This window comes from Actinoallomurus sp. NBC_01490 (genome assembly GCF_036227085.1).
In the GTDB taxonomy this organism is placed as follows: Bacteria; Actinomycetota; Actinomycetes; order Streptosporangiales; family Streptosporangiaceae; genus Actinoallomurus; species Actinoallomurus oryzae.
The window spans coordinates 5,953,954-5,972,807 of the sequence record NZ_CP109433.1 but is presented as its reverse complement, the minus strand read 5'-3'; the positions used below and the strand labels follow the sequence as shown (position 1 = coordinate 5,972,807).

Sequence of the window (18,854 nt, the reverse complement as noted above, 5' to 3'; positions counted from 1 at the left end):
CGATCCGGTGTCACTCCGGCTTGCGACCAGGCCGATCCACCAAAGCGGCGACCGAGGGATTACTTACCGTCATCGGCATAGGTAAACAGCCGGTCAGGTCGGCAGATTCGCCGGATACGGGGCGCGGAGCCGCGTTACCGTACGCACTGGGCCGAAATCAGCCAGCACAAGGGGGAATCGCATTGTCTGCGCCCATCGAGGACTATGCGCTCATCGGTGATCTGTTCAGCTGCGCTCTCGTCGGACGCGACGGGTCCATCGACTGGCTGTGTCTTCCGCGGCTCGACTCCCCCGCCTGCTTCGCCGGCCTGCTCGGCGACCCGGAGAACGGCCGCTGGCAGATCGCGCCGGTCGCCGGGGGCAAGGCGACCCGGCGGCGCTACCGGGGCGACACGCTCATCCTCGAGACCGAGTGGGAGACCCCGGAGGGCACCGTCCGCGTCGTCGACTTCATGCCCGAGCGCGGCGACGCGGCGGACGTCGTGCGCATCGTCGAGGGCGTCTCCGGGCGGGTGCCGATGCGCCTGGACCTGCGGATCCGGTTCGACTACGGCCGGGCCATCCCGTGGATGCGGCGGACCGGCGACCACCTCGCCGGCATCGCCGGCCCCGACTCGGTGTGGCTGCGCAGCCCGATCGAGCTGGAGGGGCGCGACTTCGCCCACCGCGCGACGTTCGTCGTCTGCGAGGGCGACTCGCTGCCGTTCGTGTTCACCTGGCATCCCTCACACCTGCCGGCCCCGCGCGACGTCGACCCGTACGAGGCGCTCGCCGGCACCGAGCGGTTCTGGACCGAGTGGTCCGCGCAGTGCACCTACTCCGGCCGCTACCGTGACGCCGTCGTCCGCTCGCTCGCCACGCTCAAGGCGCTGACGTACGACCCGACCGGCGGCATCGTCGCGGCGGCCACCACCTCCCTGCCCGAGGCGGTCGGCGGCGTGCGCAACTGGGACTACCGCTTCTGCTGGCTGCGCGACGCCACGATGACGCTGGAGGCGCTGCTGCGCAGCGGTTACCGCGACGAGGCCAAGGCCTGGCGGTCGTGGCTGATGCGCGCGGTCGCCGGCAGCCCCGAGGACCTGCAGATCATGTACGGCGTGGCCGGCGAGCGGCGGCTGGAGGAGTACGAGCTGGGCTGGCTGGCGGGCTATGAGAACTCCCGGCCGGTCCGCGTCGGCAACTCCGCGGCCAAACAGCTCCAGCTCGACGTGTACGGCGAGGTCGCCGACTCGCTGTACCTCGCCATCAACAGCGGCATCCAGCAGGAACGGCACGCCTGGTCGCTGCAGAGCTCGATGATGGGCTTCGTCGAACGGCACTGGAGCGACCCTGACGAGGGCCTGTGGGAGGTCCGCGGGCCGCGCCGGCACTTCGTGCACTCCAAGGTCATGACCTGGGTCGCGGTGGACCGCGCCGTCCGCATGGTGGAGAACTTCGACCGGCGCGGCCCGGTCGAGAAGTGGCGCGCGCTGCGCGACGAGATCCACCGTGAGGTCTGCGCGAAGGGCTTCGACGCCGAACGCAACACCTTCACCCAGTCGTACGGCTCACGCGAACTGGACGCGGCGCTGCTGCTCATCCCCCGCGTCGGGTTCCTGCCCCCGAACGACCCCCGGGTCATCGGCACGGTCGAGGCGGTGCAGCGGGAGCTGACCACCGACGGGTTCGTCGAGCGGTACGCCACCGGCGAGAAGGAGCACGGCGTCGACGGCCTGCCCGGCCGCGAGGGAGCGTTCCTCGCGTGCAGCTTCTGGCTGGCCGGGGCGCTGCAGCAGATCGGCCGCGGCAAGGAGGCGCGGGACCTGTTCGAGCGGCTGCTGGACCTGCGCAACGACGTCGGCCTGCTCGCCGAGGAGTACGACCCGCGGCTGAAGCGCCAGGTCGGCAACTTCCCGCAGGCGTTCAGCCACGTGCCCCTGGTGCTGACCGCCTACGACCTCGAAGGCCACGACGGCATGCGCGGCGCCCGCCACGCCGCTGCTCGGCCGTAGCGGCCGTTCGACCAAGTCCCCCGGCCGTAGCGGCCGTTCGACCAGGCCCTGCCGGCCGCGCGACGCTCGCCGGCCGGGGACGGCTTCCGGCGCCCCGGCACGGGCCGTCGCTCGCGACGGCCCGTGCCGGTGGCCGGCCTCAGAGGTGGGGAGCCAGGTCGGCGAGCAGGGCCCGCTTGGACCGGGCGCCCACGATCTGGTGGACGACCTCGCCGTCGCGGTAGAGGTTCAGCGTGGGGAAGCCGAGCACCCCGTACCTGCGCGCGATCTCCGGGTGGTCGTCGCCGTTGATCTTGGCGACGGTGAGCCGGTCGCCGTACTCCGCCTCCACCTGTTCGAGGATCGGCGCGATCATCCGGCACGGCGGGCACCACTCGGCCCAGAAGTCGACCAGCACGGGCCGGTCGCCGTGGAGCACCTGCGCGTCGAAGTCGTCGGTCGTCAGTTCGATCATCGTTTCTCCCCTGATCCGTTCGGCTGCCCCGACGCTAAGCCGTGACACCGGCGTCAAGGTCAAGCCCGCGCGGCGGCGGATCAGGGAAGGGAGGCGACGAACCGCAGGAAGTCCTGTGGCAGCTGGGCGCGCCCGGTGTCCGCCCGCTCCAGCAGCGTGAGGGTGCCGCGGCGCCACCAGAACAGGTCCGGCGTCAGCGAGCCGGGCCCGTCCTCGTGGGCGTCATCGGCGAAGGCGCGCAGGCGCTCGGCGCTGACCAACGCGGTGTCCTTGCGGATCGTGCACGCGGCGATCGTGCTGCGGGTGGGGGCGACGGCGAGCGCGCCGTAGGGGCCGGGGTCGAGGTAGGACTCCAGCCACACCAGGTGCGTCGCGGCGTAGAACGTCGAGCCCTCCAGCACGCGGATGCCGGTGTCGTCGATGACGTCGCATTCGAGCGGGCCGTCGGCGCGGACGCCGTCGCGGCCGACCGCGAACAGCTGGTCGGCGGTCACCGGCCAGCCGACCACGTCGTCGGTGACGACCGTGCGCACGGTCGTCGGTGTGTCGGCGACGATCGCCTCGATCAGCCCGGGCGCGAACGGACGGGAGATCAGCCGGCCGGTGCGGGCCTCGGCCGGGTAGATCCGCGAACGCAGCAGCCCGCGCACGAGCGCGAAGTCGCTGAGGTCCAGGGGTTCTTCGATGGCGGTGATGATCGTGCCGACGTGGTCGGCGACCAGCGCGGGCCAGTCGTCGCGCGGCACCTGCCGGGCGAGCTGGCGCAGGTTGCGCATGCCGATGTGCAGACGCTGCGGGCCGTCGAGGAGCATCACGTCGCCGGGAACCGCACGGCAGCCGTAGCCGTGGCTCTCGGCGACCAGCACCACGAGCGAGTCGAGCGCGGGGTCGGAACCGTCGGCCGCGGTGGGCCGGCGGTCGCGCCTCTCGAAGGTGGTCACGGTGTCTCCTCGCCAGAGTGGGAGAGCCCAGCCGCGCCGCCGCCCGTGCCCGGACCGAGCACCCGCGCGTCCGCGTCGAGCTCCACCTCGGCACCGAGCCGGATCGTGTGCTGCCCGGGACCGTGGCCGACCGGGATGCCCGCCAGGATCGGCACGCCGAGCGGCACGAGGCGGTCGGCGAAGACCGCGTCGAGGTCGCCGCAGCCGATCCAGGTGCCGAGCGCGATGCCGGCGACGCCCTCGAGCCAGCCCGCCTGAAGGAGCTGGGTCAGCATGCGATCGACGCGGTACGGCGCCTCGTTGACGTCTTCCAGGAACGCGATGCGGCCCGTGGCCGGCTCCGGGGCGTGCGGGGTGCCGAGCAGCGACGTGAGCAGCGCCAGGTTGCCGCCCGTCAGCGTGCCGCGCGCCCGGCCGCCGCGCGGGGCGTGCGAACCGCGCACCGTGACGCCCGCGCCGAACAGCGCCTCGCGCAGGTGGGCGATCGTGTCCGGCTCTTCGTCGGCCAGGGTGGAGACGACCATCGGCCCGAACGAGGTCGGCACGCCGAGGCGGCGGCCGAACGCGACGTGCAGGGCGGTGATGTCGCTGGACCCGTGCAGGATCTTGGGCGTCGCGCGGGCCATCGTGTCCCAGTCGAGATGGTCGAGCACCCGCGCGGCGCCGTAGCCGCCGCGCGCGCAGAACACCGCCGAGATCGCCGGGTCGCACCAGGCCTCCTGCAGGTCGGCGGCACGATCGTCGTCGGATCCGGCGAGGTAGGTCAAACCCGACGGGGCACGGTCGAAGGCGTGCTTGCCGACGATCACCTCGAGACCGAGGGAGCGCAGCACCGCGCAGCCGCGCTCGAGCCGCTCCGGCTCCGCGGGATAGCTCGGAGCGACCACGGCGACCCTGTCCCCCGCTCGAAGTGAGGGTGGTCCGCCCCCGAGGTCGCCCATGTAAGTCTCCTTGTTATGTGGTCGGTCAGAGCATGACACCAGTGGACCCCGAAGCGGAAGAGGTCATAAACCACACGCTTGCAATTCGTCGTCAACAGGTCTCTGACAGGAGTGTCGGGAGGACGGTGCCGATCGGCTCGCGTACGATGGCGTCGGCGAGACGGTCGTACGGCGTTTCCTGCGCATTGACGATGACGAGCCGCGCGCCGCTCTCGACCGCCTCCACGCAGAGCCCGGCCGCGGGCTGCACGCCGAGCGAGGAGCCGACCGCGAGAAAGACGTCGCACTCGCGCGCCGCCCGCTCCGCGGCGGCGAAGACCTCCGGCTTCAGCGCCTGCCCGAACGAGATCGTCGCGGACTTCTGGATGCCGCCGCACTCCGGGCACGGCGGGTCCTCCTCGCCCTGGTCGATGCGAGCGAGGACCTCCGGCATCGGCGTGCGTCTCCCGCACATGAGGCACTCGGCCTCCAGCATCGTGCCGTGCACCTCGATGACCAGGTCCGGATCCGACCCGGCCTTCTGGTGCAGCCCGTCGATGTTCTGGGTGACGATCGCCCGGAGCCGCCCGGCCCGCTCCAGGTCCACGAGCGCGCGGTGCCCGGCGTTCGGCTCGGCGCCCCAGGCCGGGTGGTCGCGCCGTGACCGCCAGGCGCGCCGGCGTACGGCGGGGTCGGCGACGTACACGTCGATGGCGGACATCGCGGCCGCCTGCGGGTCCTTGGTCCACACGCCCTGCGGACCTCGAAAGTCCGGGATGCCGCTATCGGTGCTGATGCCCGCCCCGGTGAGCACGGTCACCGCGCTCGCGTTCCGGAGCCATTCGCCGATCATGATCCAGAGCCTATGCCGTGACCGGTACCGGACACCCGGCCCGGGGCCACGCCACGCGGGACCTTCCGCGGGTCACCCCTAGAACCAGGTGCGGACCAGATCGATCACCGTGTCGCCGTCCACGACGGGGAGCAGCTGCCACTTGTCGAACACCGTGCACGGATGGGACGGACCGCAGTCGACCCAGTCGCCCACCTCGGCCGTGGTGCCGGAGCCGAGCCGGAGGAACGCGTGCTGGTCGTTGAGCGCCGTCACCCGGCTCCCGGTCGCCGGCGAGCGGGAGCCGTCGGCGTGGCGTACGGTGTGCGGCTCGGGCAGGCCCTGGTCGAAGGAGACGTCGCGGCGGCCGAGGGTGAGCAGCGCGAGGTCGGGCTCGGGGCGGGAGGTCACCTGCGCCCACGCGTGCAGGGCCGGCCGGAACGGCGTGTCTCCGGCCCGGCCGAGCGGTGAGATGTCGCGGTAGAAGCCGTCGTCGTGGGTGATGTAGGCGCCGCTGCGCAGCACGGTGCGGGCGCCGTCGAACACGTCCGCGACCTGGTCGAAGAAGGCGCTGCCGCCCGCGCTGAGGATGGCGTCCTCGGGCAGGTCGAGCCGGCCCGCCAGGTCGCGCAGGTCCCGCAGGTACCGATCGACGGTCGCGAGGCTCTCCGGCGTGGCACCGTGCGCGATCGCGCCCTCGTACCCGGCCACGCCGGCGAGCCGGAGCCCGTCCGCGCCCCGGACCGCGCGGGCCACGGCCTCGGCCGTGGCGACGTCACGCACGCCGGCACGCCCGTCCGGCGCGCCGAGCTCGACCAGCACGTCCACCGGGCGCGGCGCGCCGCGCAGCGCCGCCGCCATGATCTCCACGCCGCGCACGGAGTCGGCGAAGCAGAACAGCGCGAACTCCGGGTCGCGCGCGAGCTCGCCGGCGACCCACCGCAGCCCGGCCGGGTCGACGAGCTGGTTGGCGACGATGACCCGGCGGACGCCGAAGGCCCGTGCCACGCGAAGCTGGGCGAAGTTGGCGACGGTGATCCCCCAGGCCCCGTGCTCGAGCTGCCGCGCGAACAGCTGCGGGGCCATCGTGGTCTTGCCGTGCGGCGCGAGCAGCACGCCGCGCCGCTCGCACCAGTCGCGCATGGTCGTCAGGTTGTGCTCCAGCGCGGAGGCGTCGAGCACGACGAGCGGCGGGTGGAAACCGCCGTCGAAGAGGTTCCGGCGCTCGGCGGCGAGCTCCGCCACGGTCATCCCGGCGGCGTCCGCCGGCATTCCCTTGAACCGCCAGTCGATCCGTTCCTCACCCAGCCGTCGCAGCGCGCCGGCATCCATCACGGTCCACCGCCCCTCACTCGACATGCCGCCTCCGGTGATCTCGCGGGCGGCGCCACCCCACGCTATGCCCTGCCGGGGCGTTCACCGCCGTCCCGGGTCGCTCTCAGCCGCTTGGCCCGGAGCGACGAGCGGTCGAAGATCAGAGGATGAGCGCGGGCAAAGGCGGAACGTCCTTCCCCGGCCGTCCGCCGGAAGCGGGTGACGGCCCGCGGTGGCGGCACGCCGCGGTACGGCGATCGGCGAGCGGTCTCCTCGGCCGACCGGCCCGGCCGGGCGGCCGGTACGCCGGGGCCGCGTCGCGGGCCGAGGCGTTCCTCGCCCGTCCGCCGCGCTGGTATGCCGCAGTCCCGGTGTGGGCGAGGGAAACCGCTCTTTGCCTCGTGGCCGCGGCGGCGACCGTCTACCGGATCGGCGCGGGGACGCCGGCCGCCGGTGACCGTGCTCCCGACCTGGGGGCGTACGGCATCGGGCTGGCGATGGTGCTGGCGCTGGCGATGCGGCGAAGGTGGCCCTCAGTCACGCTCGCGGTCACCGGCCTGCTGTGGACGATTTACCACATCGAGGACTACCCGGGCGGAGCGCCCGCCGTTCCATTGTGGATCGCGCTGTACTCGGCGGCGATCGCGCCGCGCCGGTGGTTCGCCCTTTCCATCGCCGGGTTCCTGATCGTCTCCGACGTGCTGGGCCGGACCCAGCACGGCCGCGCCGGAGTGTTCGACGCGGTGCTGGACGGAACGACCGTGGTGTTCGTCTCCATGCTGCTCCTCGGCGACGCCGTGCGGAGCCGTCGCGGTCGACGGGACGAGTACGAGGCGCGGCTCGCGTTGCTCGCGGCCCAGCGCGATCACATCGCCGCGAAGCGCGTCGCCGAGGAACGGACCCGGATCGCCCGGGACCTGCACGACGTGTCCGCCCACACCCTCGCCGTGATCAGCCTGCACGCGAACCTGGCCGCGGAGCTGCTCACGGAGAACCTGACGCAGGCGGACGAAGCGCTGGGGGTGGTGCGCCAGGCCACCCGCGAGGCACTGGGAGAACTGCGGGCGGCCGTCGGCGTGCTGCGGGACGGCACCACCGTCCAGGACCCGGATGCGCCGGCGACCCTCGGCGTCCGTCACCTCGGCGAGCTGGCGCGGGCGTACGGCGGGCACGGTCCGCGTGTCGAGATCCACGTCGAGGGCGAGCCCCGGGGGCTGCCCCGCCTCGTCGACGTGACGGCCTACCGGATCGTGCAGGAAGCGCTGGCGAACGCCGTCCACCATGCCGATCCTCGCTCAGTGGAGATCGTTCTCCGATACCGTCCCGAGGGCCTCGCCGTCGAGGTGCGCGACGACGGCGCCACTCCCCCCACCGTCCCCTCGAACGCAGATCGCGGGCCGGCGGGGTTCGGGCTTCGCGGAATGGCCGAACGGGTGGCCGTGCTCGATGGCGACCTGACCGCCGGGCCCTACGAAGACCCCGGCACGGGTGAGCGAGGCTTCCGGGTATGCGCCTGGCTGCCTCTGGGAGGAGAACATGAGCATCCGCGTCCTGCTGGCCGATGACCAGACGCTCGTCCGGGCCGGAATCCGAAGGCTCCTCGAACGCGCGGACGACATCGAGGTCGTCGGCGAGGCGGCCGACGGCGACGAGGCGATCGCGCTGGCCCGCGCCCACCGTCCCGACGTCGTCCTGATGGACGTGCGGATGCCGGGAACCGATGGCCTGGCCGCCACATGGACGATCCTCGCCGATGAGAGGCTTGCCGACACCAAGGTCTTGGTACTGACGACGTTCGACCTCGACCAGTACATCTTCGAGGCGCTGCACGCGGGCGCGAGCGGCTTCCTGTTGAAGGACCTCGAGCCCGACGCGCTGCGCCATGCGGTGCGTACGGTGACCGCCGGGGACGCGCTGCTCGCACCGCGGGTCACCCGCAGGTTGATCTCGACGTTCGTGCGCCGGGCCGGGCGCGTACGGGTTCCTCCGGAGCGGCTGGAGACACTGACCGACCGGGAGCGCGAGGTCGTGCCGCTGGTGGCGCAGGGTCTGACGAACGAGGAGATCGGCGACTGGCTGGGGATGCGCCCGCTGACCGCCAAGACACACGTCAACCGGGCGATGGCCAAGCTCGGCGCGCGGGACCGGGCACAACTCGTCGTCTTCGCCTACCAGTGGGGCCTGGTCGGGTTGCCGCCAGGATGAGGCCCGCTACTGCGAACGCAGTGGGCGGGTCCCGACTCGCGGGCGATGTCATCGGCCGCGGCGATTTCTAGCGTTCTGAGCATGCGAACGTCAACGAGAGTGATCGCGGGCGCGTCTCTCATCATCGCCCCCGCGGTACAGGCACTGTCCACTTTCTTCTGGGACGGCCACCGGCAGGGCCTCACCACCGGTGTGCTGATCGTCATCGCAACCGTGTGCTGGATCACCGGGATCGTCGCCGTCTTCCGCCTGATCGAACCGCGTGTCCCGCACTACGCGGCGATCGGCCTGCCGGCGGCGATCTACGGATGCGTCGGCGGCGTAGCGTTCGGCGTGCAGGGCATGAACGAGGAGCTCTTCCACGTCTCCCACGCCGAGGCCGTACGGCTGCTCAACGAGCATCCGCCGGCCGCGTTCTTCGGCTTTTGGATCGCAGGCCCGCTCTTCCCGATCAGCCTGTTCGTGCTGGGCCTCGTCCTCGCCCGGATCAGGGCGGTGCCCGTCGCGACCGGCCTGCTCGTCTCCGCGGGCGCGATCGCGTTCCCGATCAGCCGCATCCCGCGCGAGGTCGCGTTCGCGCACCTGGCCGATCTGATCCTTCTCATCTCCTTCGCCTCTCTCGGCGCCCTGCTCGCCACCGGACGGATGGGCCTGCTCTCGCGGGACCGCCCGGCGACGCCTGCGCCGGGCCTGAACCGCACGTAGCCGGGCTCGGCCTGGCGGAGCCGGCGTGGCCCCGCGGTCACAGTGCCCGGAGAAAGGCGAGGGCGCGTTCCCAGGCCTCCTTCGCCGACGGCTCGTGGTGGTCGGCCAGGTCCGGGTCGGTGAACAGGTGTCCGGCGCCCGGATAGCGGAACAGTTCGGCCCGTGCGCCGATGCGGCGCATCCCCTGGTGCCACTCCCCCAGCCAGTCGGCCGGCTCCCACTCGTCCGGGTCGGCGACGTGCAGCTGCACCGGCAGGCCGGTCGCGACCGTGCCGTCGGGGACCTCGGCGGTGCCGTGCATCAGCAGCAGTCCCCGCGCGCCCGGTCCGGCCGGCGCGAGGCGCTGGGCCAGGCTCGCGCCGAGGGAGAAGCCCGCGTACACGGTGTTCTCCGGCGCGTACGGCGCTGCAGCGGCGGCGGCACGCCGGGCCAGCTCGTCGCCGCCGATCTCATCCTTGATCCTGATACCGCTCTCGGCGTCGTCCGCCGTGCGGCCGTCGTACAGGTCGGGGGCCACCACCTCGTGCCCGGTGGCGGCACGGATGCGGGCCGCGGCGTCGAGCACCGCGGGCCGCAGTCCGTACAGCGAATGCAGCAGAACGACGGTCATCCCGCCATCCTGGCAGCGGTCCCGGCGAGCGGTCGAGGTCACGCCTCGATGAACACCAGGTCCTCGGGCGGGTGGGTGAGCCGGACCTTCTGGCCGGACACGGCGGTGACGGTGTCCAGGCCGGTCGCGTGCGCCTCGGAGATCACGAACAGCCGGTCGTTCCGTGCGGCGAGGAAGGCGGTGAACCGGTCGAGGGACACGTCGCCGGCGCCCAGGGCCAGGTAGTCCGCGAGCCGGCGGAACAGCTTCGGCAGGATCACGATGTGGTCGTCCAGGTCGGCCAGGCCGGTCACGGTCGCCCCGCTCGTGGTGGCGTCGCCGCTCCACACGCCGTGGCCCTCGGCGCGCGCGGCCTGGGTGGCGGTGGTCAGCTCGGCGCGCAGGTCGGGATACAGCTTGCTGTAGAACGTCGGGTACACCAGCCCCTCGGACAGCAGCCGGTGGTTCACGCTCTCGCGCAGCGTGTCCGTGGTGACCCGCACCTGCGCGAGGTCGGTCTCCTCGCTCCGGCCCGCGTACGCGAACGCCACCGGCCGCCCGTACTTGTCGGCGAACCGGGTCAGGATGTGACCCGGCGTCTCGTCCGGCGTGGCGCTGGTGACGGTCTCCCGGTCGCGCTTGACGTCGCCGAAACCCAGCAGGGCCAGCAGCCGGTCGGCGGCCGCGTGCGCGAGCGGCAGCGGCTGGTGCCGGGTGAAGCCCCCGTGGCCGTGCGGCGTGTAGTGCGTCTCCAGCGCGTCGATGGCGTCGAGCCGCAGCTGCACGCCGCCGGCCGGGCTGAGGTGCGCGTTCATGCGCAGTTTGACGAACGCCTCCGCGTCGTCGGGGTAGAAGTGGATCGAGTCGCCATCGGGCTGGCTGTGCAGGATCCGGTAGGAACCCTTGATCAGGCGTAGCGGCATCGTGGCCCCCCTCCGCACGGCGGCGTTCACCGCCGCGCACGTGCCCCCGGCGCCGGCGGCCCGCGCCGGCGTCTGTGATCGCCGCAGTCAACCAGCCGGAGCGGGCGTGATCGCGTACCCGCGCCGATATCCGCAGGTCAGAGCCTGGCAAAGGTCTGTCCGGGTAGAGTCGGCGCCGTGGTCACGGCCGTCGCGCCGGCGGCGCGGGAAGGACGGAGGCGGTGCGCCGCGGGCGCTCGCGGACGGCGCGCCCGCGCGTCGGCCCGGCGTGACCAGAAAGGTGGCGAAGTCAGTACCATCCTCTAGGAGCCGACGGTGCCGGGCCCTATGGCCGGCGCCAAGAGATGAGTAATTCGCATGAGTGACAAGATCGCTTTTCACACCGCGAAGGCCCCCCGGCCCGCCGCGGCCTACAGCCAGGGCGTCCGCAAGGGCGGCATCCTCCAGGTCGCCGGCCAGGTCCCGGTCGACCCCGCCACCGGGCTCGTCGTCGGCGAGACCGCGGGCGAGCAGACCCGCCAGGCGCTGGAGAACGTCCGGGCGGTGCTGGAGGAGGCCGGCTCCGGCTTCGACGACGTCGTGATGCTGCGGGTCTATCTGACGCGCCGGGAGGACTTCGCGGCGATGAACGCGGTGTACGAGGAATACGTCCGCGAGCCCTATCCCGCGCGTACGACGGTGTTCGTCGGGCTGGCCGAGGGTCTGCTCGTCGAGATCGACGCGCTCGCGGTCGTCGGCTGACGAGCGCCGGCGAAGCGGCCCCGCCCGAGGTGACACGCTGGTGACGCCCCCACGCTCCACGTCTCCACACATCCTGGTGGTGAACGGCACCAAGGTCCGGCGTCCGGTCTTCCTGCTCGGCGCGCCCCACTCGGGCACCGACCTGGTGGCCCGCGCGATCCGGCACTCCGCGGCCTTCCACCTGACGATGGGCCGCCCCAACGTGGTGCGCACGGTCTACGCGTTCGCCCGCCGCCCCTCGATCGCAAGCGAGCGGGGGGCGGGCGCCGCCCGGGTGATGCGCGACGCGTACGCGCAGAGCTGGCAGGTCACCACGGACGGGTGCGGTGAGTGCCCGGCACAGTGCCGCGACCTGGGGCGGCTCGGCCCGGACGGCGTCTGCGCCGACCCCCGCGGCATCCAGCGGTTCGCCGACGCGACGCCCGACCTGATCTACAGCACCGACGTCATCCTGGACGCCTTTCCCGACGCGCAGCTGATCCAGGTGATCCGCGACGGCCGTGACGTCGTCGCCGGGATGATCTCCGACGAGCGCTGCCTCGCCTGGTTCCGTCCCGGTTTCGCCAACCTGGACGAGGTGTTCCCCAACGCCTTCCTCGGCGTCGAGGACGCCACCGAGCGGGCGCGCTGGCCACGCGCGGGCGTGGCGGTCAAGTGCGCGCTCCGCTGGCGCGGGTCGATCCGGCTCAGCGCCCGGCTGCGCGCCCAGACGCCCGACGAGCAGCTGTTCACCGTGCGCTACGAGGACCTGGTCACCCGCACCCGCGAGGTCCTGGGCGACATCTCCGACTACCTCGGACAGCGGATCGCCAAGAGCGCACTGCACGGCGTCGGCGACGATGACATCGGCATGTGGCAGGACCACCTCACGCCCAAGCAGGTCACCCAGGTGGAGAAGATCGCCGGGACGGAGCTCCGCCGGCTCGGCTACCGGCCGAGCGGACGCGAATGGCCGACGGCCGGCACCCGTTCGTAGCTCCAGCCGATCACCAGGCCGGCCGCGCCGCAACCGACGAGGAGCGCGGCGAACCGCCGTACCCCGCGTTTCGTACTGCTCATCGCACTCACTCCGCGGTGAAGAGAATCGCCTGCCGCCTCCCAGAGTGGACCGGACGTGCGACAGAAGTGTGGACTTGAGGATGCGCCTGCGTTAAGTGCGCCGGGCGGGCGCCGTCACCCGGCCGGGCGGCGCCGGGCGGATCGGTCCGCCCGGCGCCGCCCGGGTCACTTCGTTCGCCAGCGCGGCCGGGTCTCGCCGGACTTCTTGGTGCACGTCAGCTTCTTGCCCGTGGAGGACGTGGCGGTCGCCCCGGCCCGCGAGCAGAACTCACCGGCGCGCGCCCCGGTGGCCGGGGCCTGGGAGTACCAGCGGGCCCGCTTGTCGCCGGGCTTCTTGAGGCAGCGGGCCCAGCCGCCGTTCGCGGTCCGGCCCACCGTGTTGGTCGCCTTGCAGAAGCCGCCGACCCGTACGGTGCCGGCGACGGTCGCCGAGGCGGACGGCGCGCGCGTCGCGGCCGGCGCATGGTGCCGCGCCTTGGGGCTCGCGCTGTGCGCGACCGTGGCGGCCTTCTTGCTCCCTCCACACCCGGTGAGCGGCATGACCGCGCTCAGGGCGACGCACGTCAGGACGAGCGGACGGTTCATCTGGTCCCCCGATGTCGACGCGCCCCCGCTCCGGTTCGGGGCTCAGGGGCTGAAGTAGTGCTGCATGCGGTCGATCCGGCCCTGGCCGTCGAACCAGAGCTCGAACATGTGGGCGCGGTCCGGCAGCGGGTGAAGCCGCCGGCTCAACCGCCGCAGGTCGTCACCCAGCTGCGCCGGGGTCAGCCGGACGCCGCGCACGTAGTCGGTGACGCCGTGCTCGACGATCGGCGCCGACGCGCGGATCACCGCTCCCGGTGCGATCGTCAACGGCGCGTAGTGCCCGACCGATACCGGACGCACCGTCTCGGGTCCCCCGTGCCGGACCATGCGGGCCGGCGCGAACAGCACGCGGTCCGGGCTCGCCCCCGCCCGAACGAGGCCGAACACCTTGGAGCGGCCCGCGTACACCGGGTCCGCGCCGGCCGGCGCTCCGAAGAGGAGCAGACCGCACGCCAGCGAGACGGCGGCCATCACCCAGCGTGCCGGGGCGATGTACGCAGTGCTCACACCGCTGGGTCTACCCCTGCCCCGTACGCCTCACTCCTCCCGCTTCTCCGGCGCGGTCACTCAGGCCTGGGGCGCCGCGGCGGTGACGGCGTCGCCGGTCCGCTCCTGCCGGGCGAACTGGGTGTGGTACAGCTCGGCGTACAGCCCGCCGCGGTCGAGCAGCTCGTCGTGGCGGCCCCGCTCGACCACCCGGCCGTCGTCGATCACCAGGATCTGGTCGGCCTCGCGGATCGTCGACAGCCGGTGGGCGATGACGATCGACGTACGGCCCGCGAGCGCGGTCTTGAGCGCCCGCTGCACCGCCGCCTCGGACTCGGAGTCCAGGTGCGCGGTCGCCTCGTCCAGCACCACGACCGAGGGCGCCTTGAGCAGCAGCCGGGCGATCGCCAGGCGCTGCTTCTCACCGCCGGACAGCCGGTAGCCCCGGTCGCCGACCACGGTGTCCAGGCCGTCCGGCATCTCCGCGACCAGGTCCCAGATCTGTGCCGCCCGCAGCGCCTCGACCAGCTCCTCATCGGTCGCGTCCGGCCGTGCGTACACGAGGTTGGCGCGGATCGAGTCGTGGAACAGGTGCGCGTCCTGGGTGACGACGCCGATGGCGTCGCGCAGCGAATCGAGCGTGACGTCGCGGACGTCCTGACCGCCGATGCGGACCGCGCCGTCCGTGACGTCGTAGAGCCGGGACACGAGCTGGGTGATGGTCGTCTTGCCGGCGCCCGAGGGGCCGACGAGCGCGGTCAGACCGCCCGGCTCGACACGGAAGTCCACCCCGTGCAGCACCTCACGGCTCGGCGCGGTGTCGGTGCGCGCGATCGACTCCAGCGAGGCCAGCGAGACCTCCGAGGCCGCCGGGTAGCGGAAGGTCACGTCGTCGAACTCCACGGCCGGGGCGTCTTTGCCGGGAAGGAGGTCGGGGTGGGTTGGTCGGGTGACGGACCCGGGCAGCGGCGTCGCGTCCGGCTTCTCGGCCACCATGGGCGGCAGGTCGAGCACCTCGAAGACCCGGTCGAAGCTGACCAGGGCGGTCATCACGTCGACGTGCACGTTGGACAGCGCGGTGAGCGGGCCGTACATGCGGGTCAGCAGCGTGGCCAGGGCGACGAGGGTGCCGAGCTGGAAGCCGCCGTTCACCACCAGCGAGCCGCCGACGCCGTACACCATGGCGGTGGCCAGCGAGGCCACGAGCGTCAGCGCGGTGAAGAACACGCGGCCGTACATGCCCGAGACGACGCCGATGTCACGCACCCGCGCCGCCCGCCCGGCGAACATCGCCGACTCCTCCTCGGGACGGCCGTACAGCTTGGCGAGCATCGCGCCCGCGACGTTGAACCGCTCGGTCATCAGCGAGCCCATCTCGGCGTCGAGCTGCATCTGCTCCCTGCTGATCTTCTGCAGCCGCCGCCCGACCCACTTGGCCGGGAAGATGAAGATCGGCAACAGGACCAGGGCGATGAGCGTGACCTGCCAGGACAGCACGAACATCGTGACCAGCACGAGGATCAGGCTGATCACGTTGGAGACCACCGAGGACAACGTGGTGGTGAGGGCGCGCTGGGCGCCGATGACGTCGCTGTTGAGCCGGCTGACCAGCGAGCCGGTCTGGGCGCGCATGAAGAACGCCACCGGCATGCGCTGGACGTGGTCGAAGACCTGGGTCCGCAGGTCGTAGATGAGCCCTTCACCGATGCGCGCGGAGTACCACCGCTGCGCCAGGCCGATCACGGCGTCGACGAGCGCCAGCACCGCGACGGCGATCGCGAGCCCGGCGACCAGACCGGTGCGGTGCTGCACGATGCCGCGGTCGATGATCGCCTTGAGCAGCAGCGGGTTCGCCACGACGATGACGGCGGCGACCGCGTTCAGTACCAGGAACAGGGTGAGCTCGCGGATGTACGGGCGCGCGTAGCCGGCGATGCGGCGCACCGTGCCCGCCTTCAGGCGTTCTTTGACCACCGAGTTGTCGCGGCGGAACGACATCATCACCATCCAGCCGTTGTCCGGCATTCCCACGGTGATTCCTCCCGGAGGTTAAGACGTAATCATGTAAGCATGGTCGACAACACGTCGCGCCGACGGCTGATTCCCGTCGACACGACCAGCCTGCGTCACGTTAGCGGGCGCCGTCATCCGCCCCCCAGCCGATCTGGAACCGACCCTGCGACCTAGGCCGTCCGGAGGGGACGCTCAGGGGGTGTCGGCGTTCGTCAGCAGGTTGCGGATGGCGCTGCCGGACAGGCGGGTCTTGGACAGGAAGCCGATCGCCGGGCTGGCCGCGATCAGTTCCGCGAAGTCCGTTTCCACGTAGGTGGAGATGAGGATCACGCGGGGCGGCCGGGGAGCCTGCGCGAGCGCGTTCGCGAGGTCGAAGCCGTGTTCGTCGCCGAGCATGATGTCGACGAGCGCGACGTCGGGACGGAGCCGCTCGGCCTGCCGGAAGGCATCGGCCGAGCAGGTGGCGACGCCGACGACGGCGATTCCGTCACGCTTGAGCAGATCGCGACTTGGAGGAAGCGCTCGTTGTCGTCGACGATCAGACAACGGACGTCCATACCTGACTCGCATTCACGGATGCAGGACGACCTTGGTCCAGCCGCTCTTCCGGACGTCGAACTGCTGGTAGCCCGTTGGCGCCTCGTCGAGCGGGAGTTCGTGGGACACCACGAAGGACGGCCTGGCCTTGCCCTCGGCGATCAGGTCGCGCAGGTAGCGGTTGTAGGCCTTGACGTTGCACTGGCCCGTCGCCACCGCCTGGCCCTTGAACCAGAGCTCCCCGAAGTTGAAGACGATCTCCCCACGCCGGCTGAGGCGGTCCGGCGCGTGCGGGTCCTCGCGCACGAAGACGCCGACGACCGCGATCGTGCCGGTGGGCCGCACCGAGGCGATCAGGTTGTTCAAGGTGATGTTCGGGCGCTCGACGCAGGCGATGTCGTGGGCCTGGAAGCCGACGCACTCGCAGCCGCGGTCGGCACCCTCGCCACCCGTCAGGTCGAGCACCTGTTCGACCGCTGACGCCTCGCTGTAGTCGATGGGGATCGCTCCGATCTCCTCGGCGAGCCGTAGCCGGTCCGGATGCAGGTCGACCACCATCACGCGGCCGGCGCCCTTGATGATCGCGGAGTAGGCCGCCATGAGCCCGACCGGCCCGGCACCGTAGACGACCACGGACTCCCCCGGCCGGAGGCCCGCGAGCTCGGTCGCGTGGTAACCCGTCGGGAAGATGTCCGTGCACATCACGTAGTCGGTCTCCTTCTCGGGCCTCTCCCGCGGGAGCCGGAGGCACATGAAGTCGCCGTACGGGACGCGCAGATACTCCGCCTGACCGCCGTTGTACGGACCCATGCCGGCGAACCCGAAGGCCGCGCCCGCGTAGGGCGGATTCGCCGTCAGGCAGAAGGCCGTCAGCCCACGCTCGCAGTTCTTGCAGTAACCGCAGCTGACGTTGAAGGGCACGCACACCCGGTCTCCCACGCGTACGCGCTCGACGGCCGCGCCGACCTCGATCACCTCGCCGAGGTTCTCGTGCCCCAGCACGCGGCCGGGTTCGATGCTCGTCCGGCCCTCGTACATGTGGAGGTCGGAGCCGCAGATGTTCGTCGTCGTGACCTTGAGCAGCACGTCCGTCGGCGCCTCGATCACCGGATCGGGCACCTGCTCCACCCGGACGTCTTTCGGGCCGTGATAAACCACCGCTTTCATCGAGCCCCCCCTTTCGCGGACGCCGTTCGCACGCGGACGACCCGCACCCGCTACTCGCCACTATGGCACCGGCGGCTCACATCGCCGCAGGTAGGGGAAGGGATCAGGAAGACTGCTCGCCGGTGGCGGAAGGATCAGGGAGACTGCTCGCGGGTGTGCTCGTTCAGGAGGGCGACCTGCTCACGGCGCTCGGCCGCGGACTGCTCCTCCAGCGTGTTGCCCGGAGCGGCGCGCAGCAGGCGCTTGGTCGCCGCGGCCGTCGAGGGTCGTACGGCCAGGATCGCCGCGACGAGATCGTCCACCGCCTTGCCGAGGTCGGCGACGGGCACCACCAGCTCGGCGAGCCCGAGCCGGGCGGCCTCGTCGGCGAACACGGTGCGCGTGGTCAGGCAGAGCTCCAGGGCCCGCGGCACGCCGACGATGTCGACGAGCGGCTTGGTGCCGGTCAGGTCGGGCACGATGCCGAGCGCCGGCTCCTTCATCGCGAACTTGACGTCGTCGGCGACGACCCGCAGGTCGCAGGCCAGGGCGAGCTGGAAGCCGCCCCCGATGGCGTGCCCCTGCACCGCCGCGATGGAGACGATGTCGGGCCGGCGCAGCCACAGGTAACCGGCCTGCAGCCCGCGGATGAACTCCTCGTCACGCGGAGCGAGGGCGTCCTCCCCCGGGACGCCCTCCGCGGTGAACAGTCGCAGGTCGATGCCGGCCGAGAACGCCGGGCCCTCCCCCCGTACGACGACGACCCGCACGCCGTCCGGCAGCGTGTCTCCGATCCGGGCCAGCGTCCGCCACGTGCTGAACGTCAGCGCGTTACGCCGCTCGGGCCGGGCCAGGGTGATCGTGGCCACGGCTCCGTCGACGGCGAGACGCAGCCCCGCCTGCTGGAATTCGGCATCAGTGATAGGGCCGTCCGCCATGACCGTCCTTTCGTGGTCCGCCTCGGGGGCGGACCGGTCCGCGCCGTCGTGCCCGACCTTAACGGGTCGGACACGACGAGCGTCAGACGGTGCGGCGCACGGAGCAGAGGGGAGCAGGCGTCAGAGACCGCTGTGAAGCCGTCAGGGCTGTGCGACGGCTTCTCAGGACTTCTTTCCGCGGGTCGCTCCACCCCGACCGCGCAGGTTCACGCCCGACTCGGTGAGGATCCGGTGAATGAAGCCGTACGACCGGCCGGTCGCGGCGGCCAGGGCGCGGATGCTCTCACCGGAGTCGTAGCGTTTCTTCAGCTGCTCTGCCAACTTGTCTCTCTCGGCACCGGTCACGCGGGTGCCCTTCTTTAGGGTCTCGGCCACGAGTACCTCCCGTAGTGATGTGGTGACCGCTGCGTTATCCCCCGCCATGATCAGACATTCACGCGCGATCGGCTACCCACTACGCCAGAAAAGATCTGCT

General features: G+C 71.8%; 20 protein-coding genes. 6 read left to right on the top strand and 14 right to left on the bottom strand.

Features of this window, described 5'->3' with window-relative positions:
• Positions 1-182: 182 nt before the first annotated feature.
• Complete coding sequence (locus tag OG417_RS27825) at positions 183-1,991, top strand: glycoside hydrolase family 15 protein (RefSeq protein ID WP_329234377.1); 1,809 nt, start codon at positions 183-185, stop codon at positions 1,989-1,991.
• A 139-nt stretch (positions 1,992-2,130) separates the two neighbouring features.
• Here the strand turns inward: OG417_RS27825 and trxA are convergent, their stop codons facing one another.
• From trxA to OG417_RS27800, 5 genes are all read right to left on the bottom strand, one after another.
• Positions 2,131-2,445 (bottom strand): thioredoxin, encoded by a 315-nt coding sequence (trxA, locus tag OG417_RS27820; protein ID WP_329234373.1) that lies wholly within the window; start codon positions 2,443-2,445, stop codon positions 2,131-2,133.
• Positions 2,446-2,525: 80 nt separating this feature from the next.
• On the bottom strand, positions 2,526-3,386 hold the full coding sequence (locus OG417_RS27815) for a hypothetical protein (protein ID WP_329234370.1): 861 nt from the start codon (positions 3,384-3,386) through the stop codon (positions 2,526-2,528).
• Complete coding sequence (locus OG417_RS27810) at positions 3,383-4,327, bottom strand: S66 peptidase family protein (protein WP_329234368.1); 945 nt, start codon at positions 4,325-4,327, stop codon at positions 3,383-3,385. Before OG417_RS27810 ends, OG417_RS27815 begins: the two co-directional genes overlap by 4 nt.
• Positions 4,328-4,418: 91 nt before the next feature.
• Complete coding sequence (locus tag OG417_RS27805; RefSeq protein WP_329234365.1) at positions 4,419-5,159, bottom strand: SIR2 family NAD-dependent protein deacylase; 741 nt, start codon at positions 5,157-5,159, stop codon at positions 4,419-4,421.
• Between the two features lie 78 nt (positions 5,160-5,237).
• Positions 5,238-6,497 carry an amino acid deaminase gene (locus OG417_RS27800; protein ID WP_329234362.1) on the bottom strand — a complete coding sequence of 420 codons (1,260 nt, stop codon included), beginning with the start codon at positions 6,495-6,497 and terminating at the stop codon, positions 5,238-5,240.
• Positions 6,498-6,619: 122 nt separating this feature from the next.
• On the opposite strand from OG417_RS27800, the gene OG417_RS27795 reads away from it, so the two are divergent.
• From OG417_RS27795 to OG417_RS27785, 3 genes are all read left to right on the top strand, one after another.
• The gene (locus OG417_RS27795) at positions 6,620-8,017 is read left to right on the top strand and encodes a sensor histidine kinase (RefSeq protein WP_329234359.1); all 1,398 of its coding nucleotides are present in this window, start codon (positions 6,620-6,622) and stop codon (positions 8,015-8,017) included.
• Positions 7,989-8,657: a response regulator transcription factor gene (locus OG417_RS27790; RefSeq protein WP_329234356.1), complete on the top strand. Its 669-nt coding sequence runs from the start codon at positions 7,989-7,991 to the stop codon at positions 8,655-8,657. Before OG417_RS27795 ends, OG417_RS27790 begins: the two co-directional genes overlap by 29 nt.
• Positions 8,658-8,738: 81 nt before the next feature.
• On the top strand, positions 8,739-9,362 hold the full coding sequence (locus OG417_RS27785) for a hypothetical protein (protein ID WP_329234352.1): 624 nt from the start codon (positions 8,739-8,741) through the stop codon (positions 9,360-9,362).
• 37 nt (positions 9,363-9,399) lie between these two features.
• On the opposite strand, the gene OG417_RS27780 is transcribed toward OG417_RS27785, so the two are convergent.
• Both OG417_RS27780 and OG417_RS27775 read right to left on the bottom strand, forming a co-directional pair.
• Positions 9,400-9,972, bottom strand: a complete 573-nt coding sequence (locus OG417_RS27780; protein WP_329234349.1) for a dienelactone hydrolase family protein — start codon at positions 9,970-9,972, stop codon at positions 9,400-9,402.
• Positions 9,973-10,010: 38 nt separating this feature from the next.
• Complete coding sequence (locus OG417_RS27775; RefSeq protein ID WP_329234346.1) at positions 10,011-10,874, bottom strand: thermonuclease family protein; 864 nt, start codon at positions 10,872-10,874, stop codon at positions 10,011-10,013.
• Between the two features lie 357 nt (positions 10,875-11,231).
• Between OG417_RS27775 and OG417_RS27770 the strand changes: the two genes are divergently transcribed.
• Both OG417_RS27770 and OG417_RS27765 read left to right on the top strand, forming a co-directional pair.
• Positions 11,232-11,615, top strand: a complete 384-nt coding sequence (locus tag OG417_RS27770) for a RidA family protein (RefSeq protein WP_329234343.1) — start codon at positions 11,232-11,234, stop codon at positions 11,613-11,615.
• A 40-nt stretch (positions 11,616-11,655) separates the two neighbouring features.
• Entirely contained in the window at positions 11,656-12,591 is a 936-nt protein-coding gene (locus OG417_RS27765) for a sulfotransferase family protein (protein ID WP_329234339.1), read from the top strand.
• A gap of 248 nt (positions 12,592-12,839) precedes the next feature.
• Here OG417_RS27765 and OG417_RS27760 read toward each other — a convergent pair whose 3' ends face one another.
• The 7 genes from OG417_RS27760 to OG417_RS27730 all read right to left on the bottom strand — a co-directional run bounded on the left by OG417_RS27760 (position 12,840) and on the right by OG417_RS27730 (position 18,754).
• Entirely contained in the window at positions 12,840-13,259 is a 420-nt protein-coding gene (locus OG417_RS27760; RefSeq protein WP_329234337.1) for a hypothetical protein, read from the bottom strand.
• A 42-nt stretch (positions 13,260-13,301) separates the two neighbouring features.
• Positions 13,302-13,766, bottom strand: coding sequence for a hypothetical protein (locus OG417_RS27755; RefSeq protein WP_329234334.1), 465 nt, complete (start codon positions 13,764-13,766; stop codon positions 13,302-13,304).
• 60 nt (positions 13,767-13,826) lie between these two features.
• Entirely contained in the window at positions 13,827-15,770 is a 1,944-nt protein-coding gene (locus tag OG417_RS27750) for an ABC transporter ATP-binding protein (RefSeq protein WP_329262656.1), read from the bottom strand.
• A 180-nt stretch (positions 15,771-15,950) separates the two neighbouring features.
• Positions 15,951-16,304, bottom strand: a complete 354-nt coding sequence (locus tag OG417_RS27745) for a response regulator (protein ID WP_329234332.1) — start codon at positions 16,302-16,304, stop codon at positions 15,951-15,953.
• A gap of 24 nt (positions 16,305-16,328) precedes the next feature.
• Entirely contained in the window at positions 16,329-17,462 is a 1,134-nt protein-coding gene (locus OG417_RS27740; RefSeq protein WP_329234328.1) for a glutathione-independent formaldehyde dehydrogenase, read from the bottom strand.
• 134 nt (positions 17,463-17,596) lie between these two features.
• On the bottom strand, positions 17,597-18,379 hold the full coding sequence (locus OG417_RS27735; protein WP_329234325.1) for an enoyl-CoA hydratase/isomerase family protein: 783 nt from the start codon (positions 18,377-18,379) through the stop codon (positions 17,597-17,599).
• Between the two features lie 162 nt (positions 18,380-18,541).
• A complete protein-coding gene (locus OG417_RS27730) occupies positions 18,542-18,754 on the bottom strand; it encodes a helix-turn-helix domain-containing protein (protein WP_141961196.1) in 213 nt (70 codons plus the stop codon).
• Between the last annotated feature and the right edge of the window lie 100 nt (positions 18,755-18,854).

Coding starts and splice junctions, on each gene's coding strand:
- trxA (WP_329234373.1), bottom strand. CDS start 2,445: ATGATCGAACTGACGACCGACGACTTCGACGCGCAGGTGCTCCACGGC.
- OG417_RS27810 (WP_329234368.1), bottom strand. CDS start 4,327: ATGGGCGACCTCGGGGGCGGACCACCCTCACTTCGAGCGGGGGACAGG.
- OG417_RS27805 (WP_329234365.1), bottom strand. CDS start 5,159: ATGATCGGCGAATGGCTCCGGAACGCGAGCGCGGTGACCGTGCTCACC.
- OG417_RS27800 (WP_329234362.1), bottom strand. CDS start 6,497: ATGTCGAGTGAGGGGCGGTGGACCGTGATGGATGCCGGCGCGCTGCGA.
- OG417_RS27795 (WP_329234359.1), top strand. CDS start 6,620: ATGAGCGCGGGCAAAGGCGGAACGTCCTTCCCCGGCCGTCCGCCGGAA.
- OG417_RS27790 (WP_329234356.1), top strand. CDS start 7,989: ATGAGCATCCGCGTCCTGCTGGCCGATGACCAGACGCTCGTCCGGGCC.
- OG417_RS27785 (WP_329234352.1), top strand. CDS start 8,739: ATGCGAACGTCAACGAGAGTGATCGCGGGCGCGTCTCTCATCATCGCC.
- OG417_RS27780 (WP_329234349.1), bottom strand. CDS start 9,972: ATGACCGTCGTTCTGCTGCATTCGCTGTACGGACTGCGGCCCGCGGTG.
- OG417_RS27775 (WP_329234346.1), bottom strand. CDS start 10,874: ATGCCGCTACGCCTGATCAAGGGTTCCTACCGGATCCTGCACAGCCAG.
- OG417_RS27770 (WP_329234343.1), top strand. CDS start 11,232: ATGAGTGACAAGATCGCTTTTCACACCGCGAAGGCCCCCCGGCCCGCC.
- OG417_RS27760 (WP_329234337.1), bottom strand. CDS start 13,259: ATGAACCGTCCGCTCGTCCTGACGTGCGTCGCCCTGAGCGCGGTCATG.
- OG417_RS27750 (WP_329262656.1), bottom strand. CDS start 15,770: ATGCCGGACAACGGCTGGATGGTGATGATGTCGTTCCGCCGCGACAAC.
- OG417_RS27740 (WP_329234328.1), bottom strand. CDS start 17,462: ATGAAAGCGGTGGTTTATCACGGCCCGAAAGACGTCCGGGTGGAGCAG.
- OG417_RS27735 (WP_329234325.1), bottom strand. CDS start 18,379: ATGGCGGACGGCCCTATCACTGATGCCGAATTCCAGCAGGCGGGGCTG.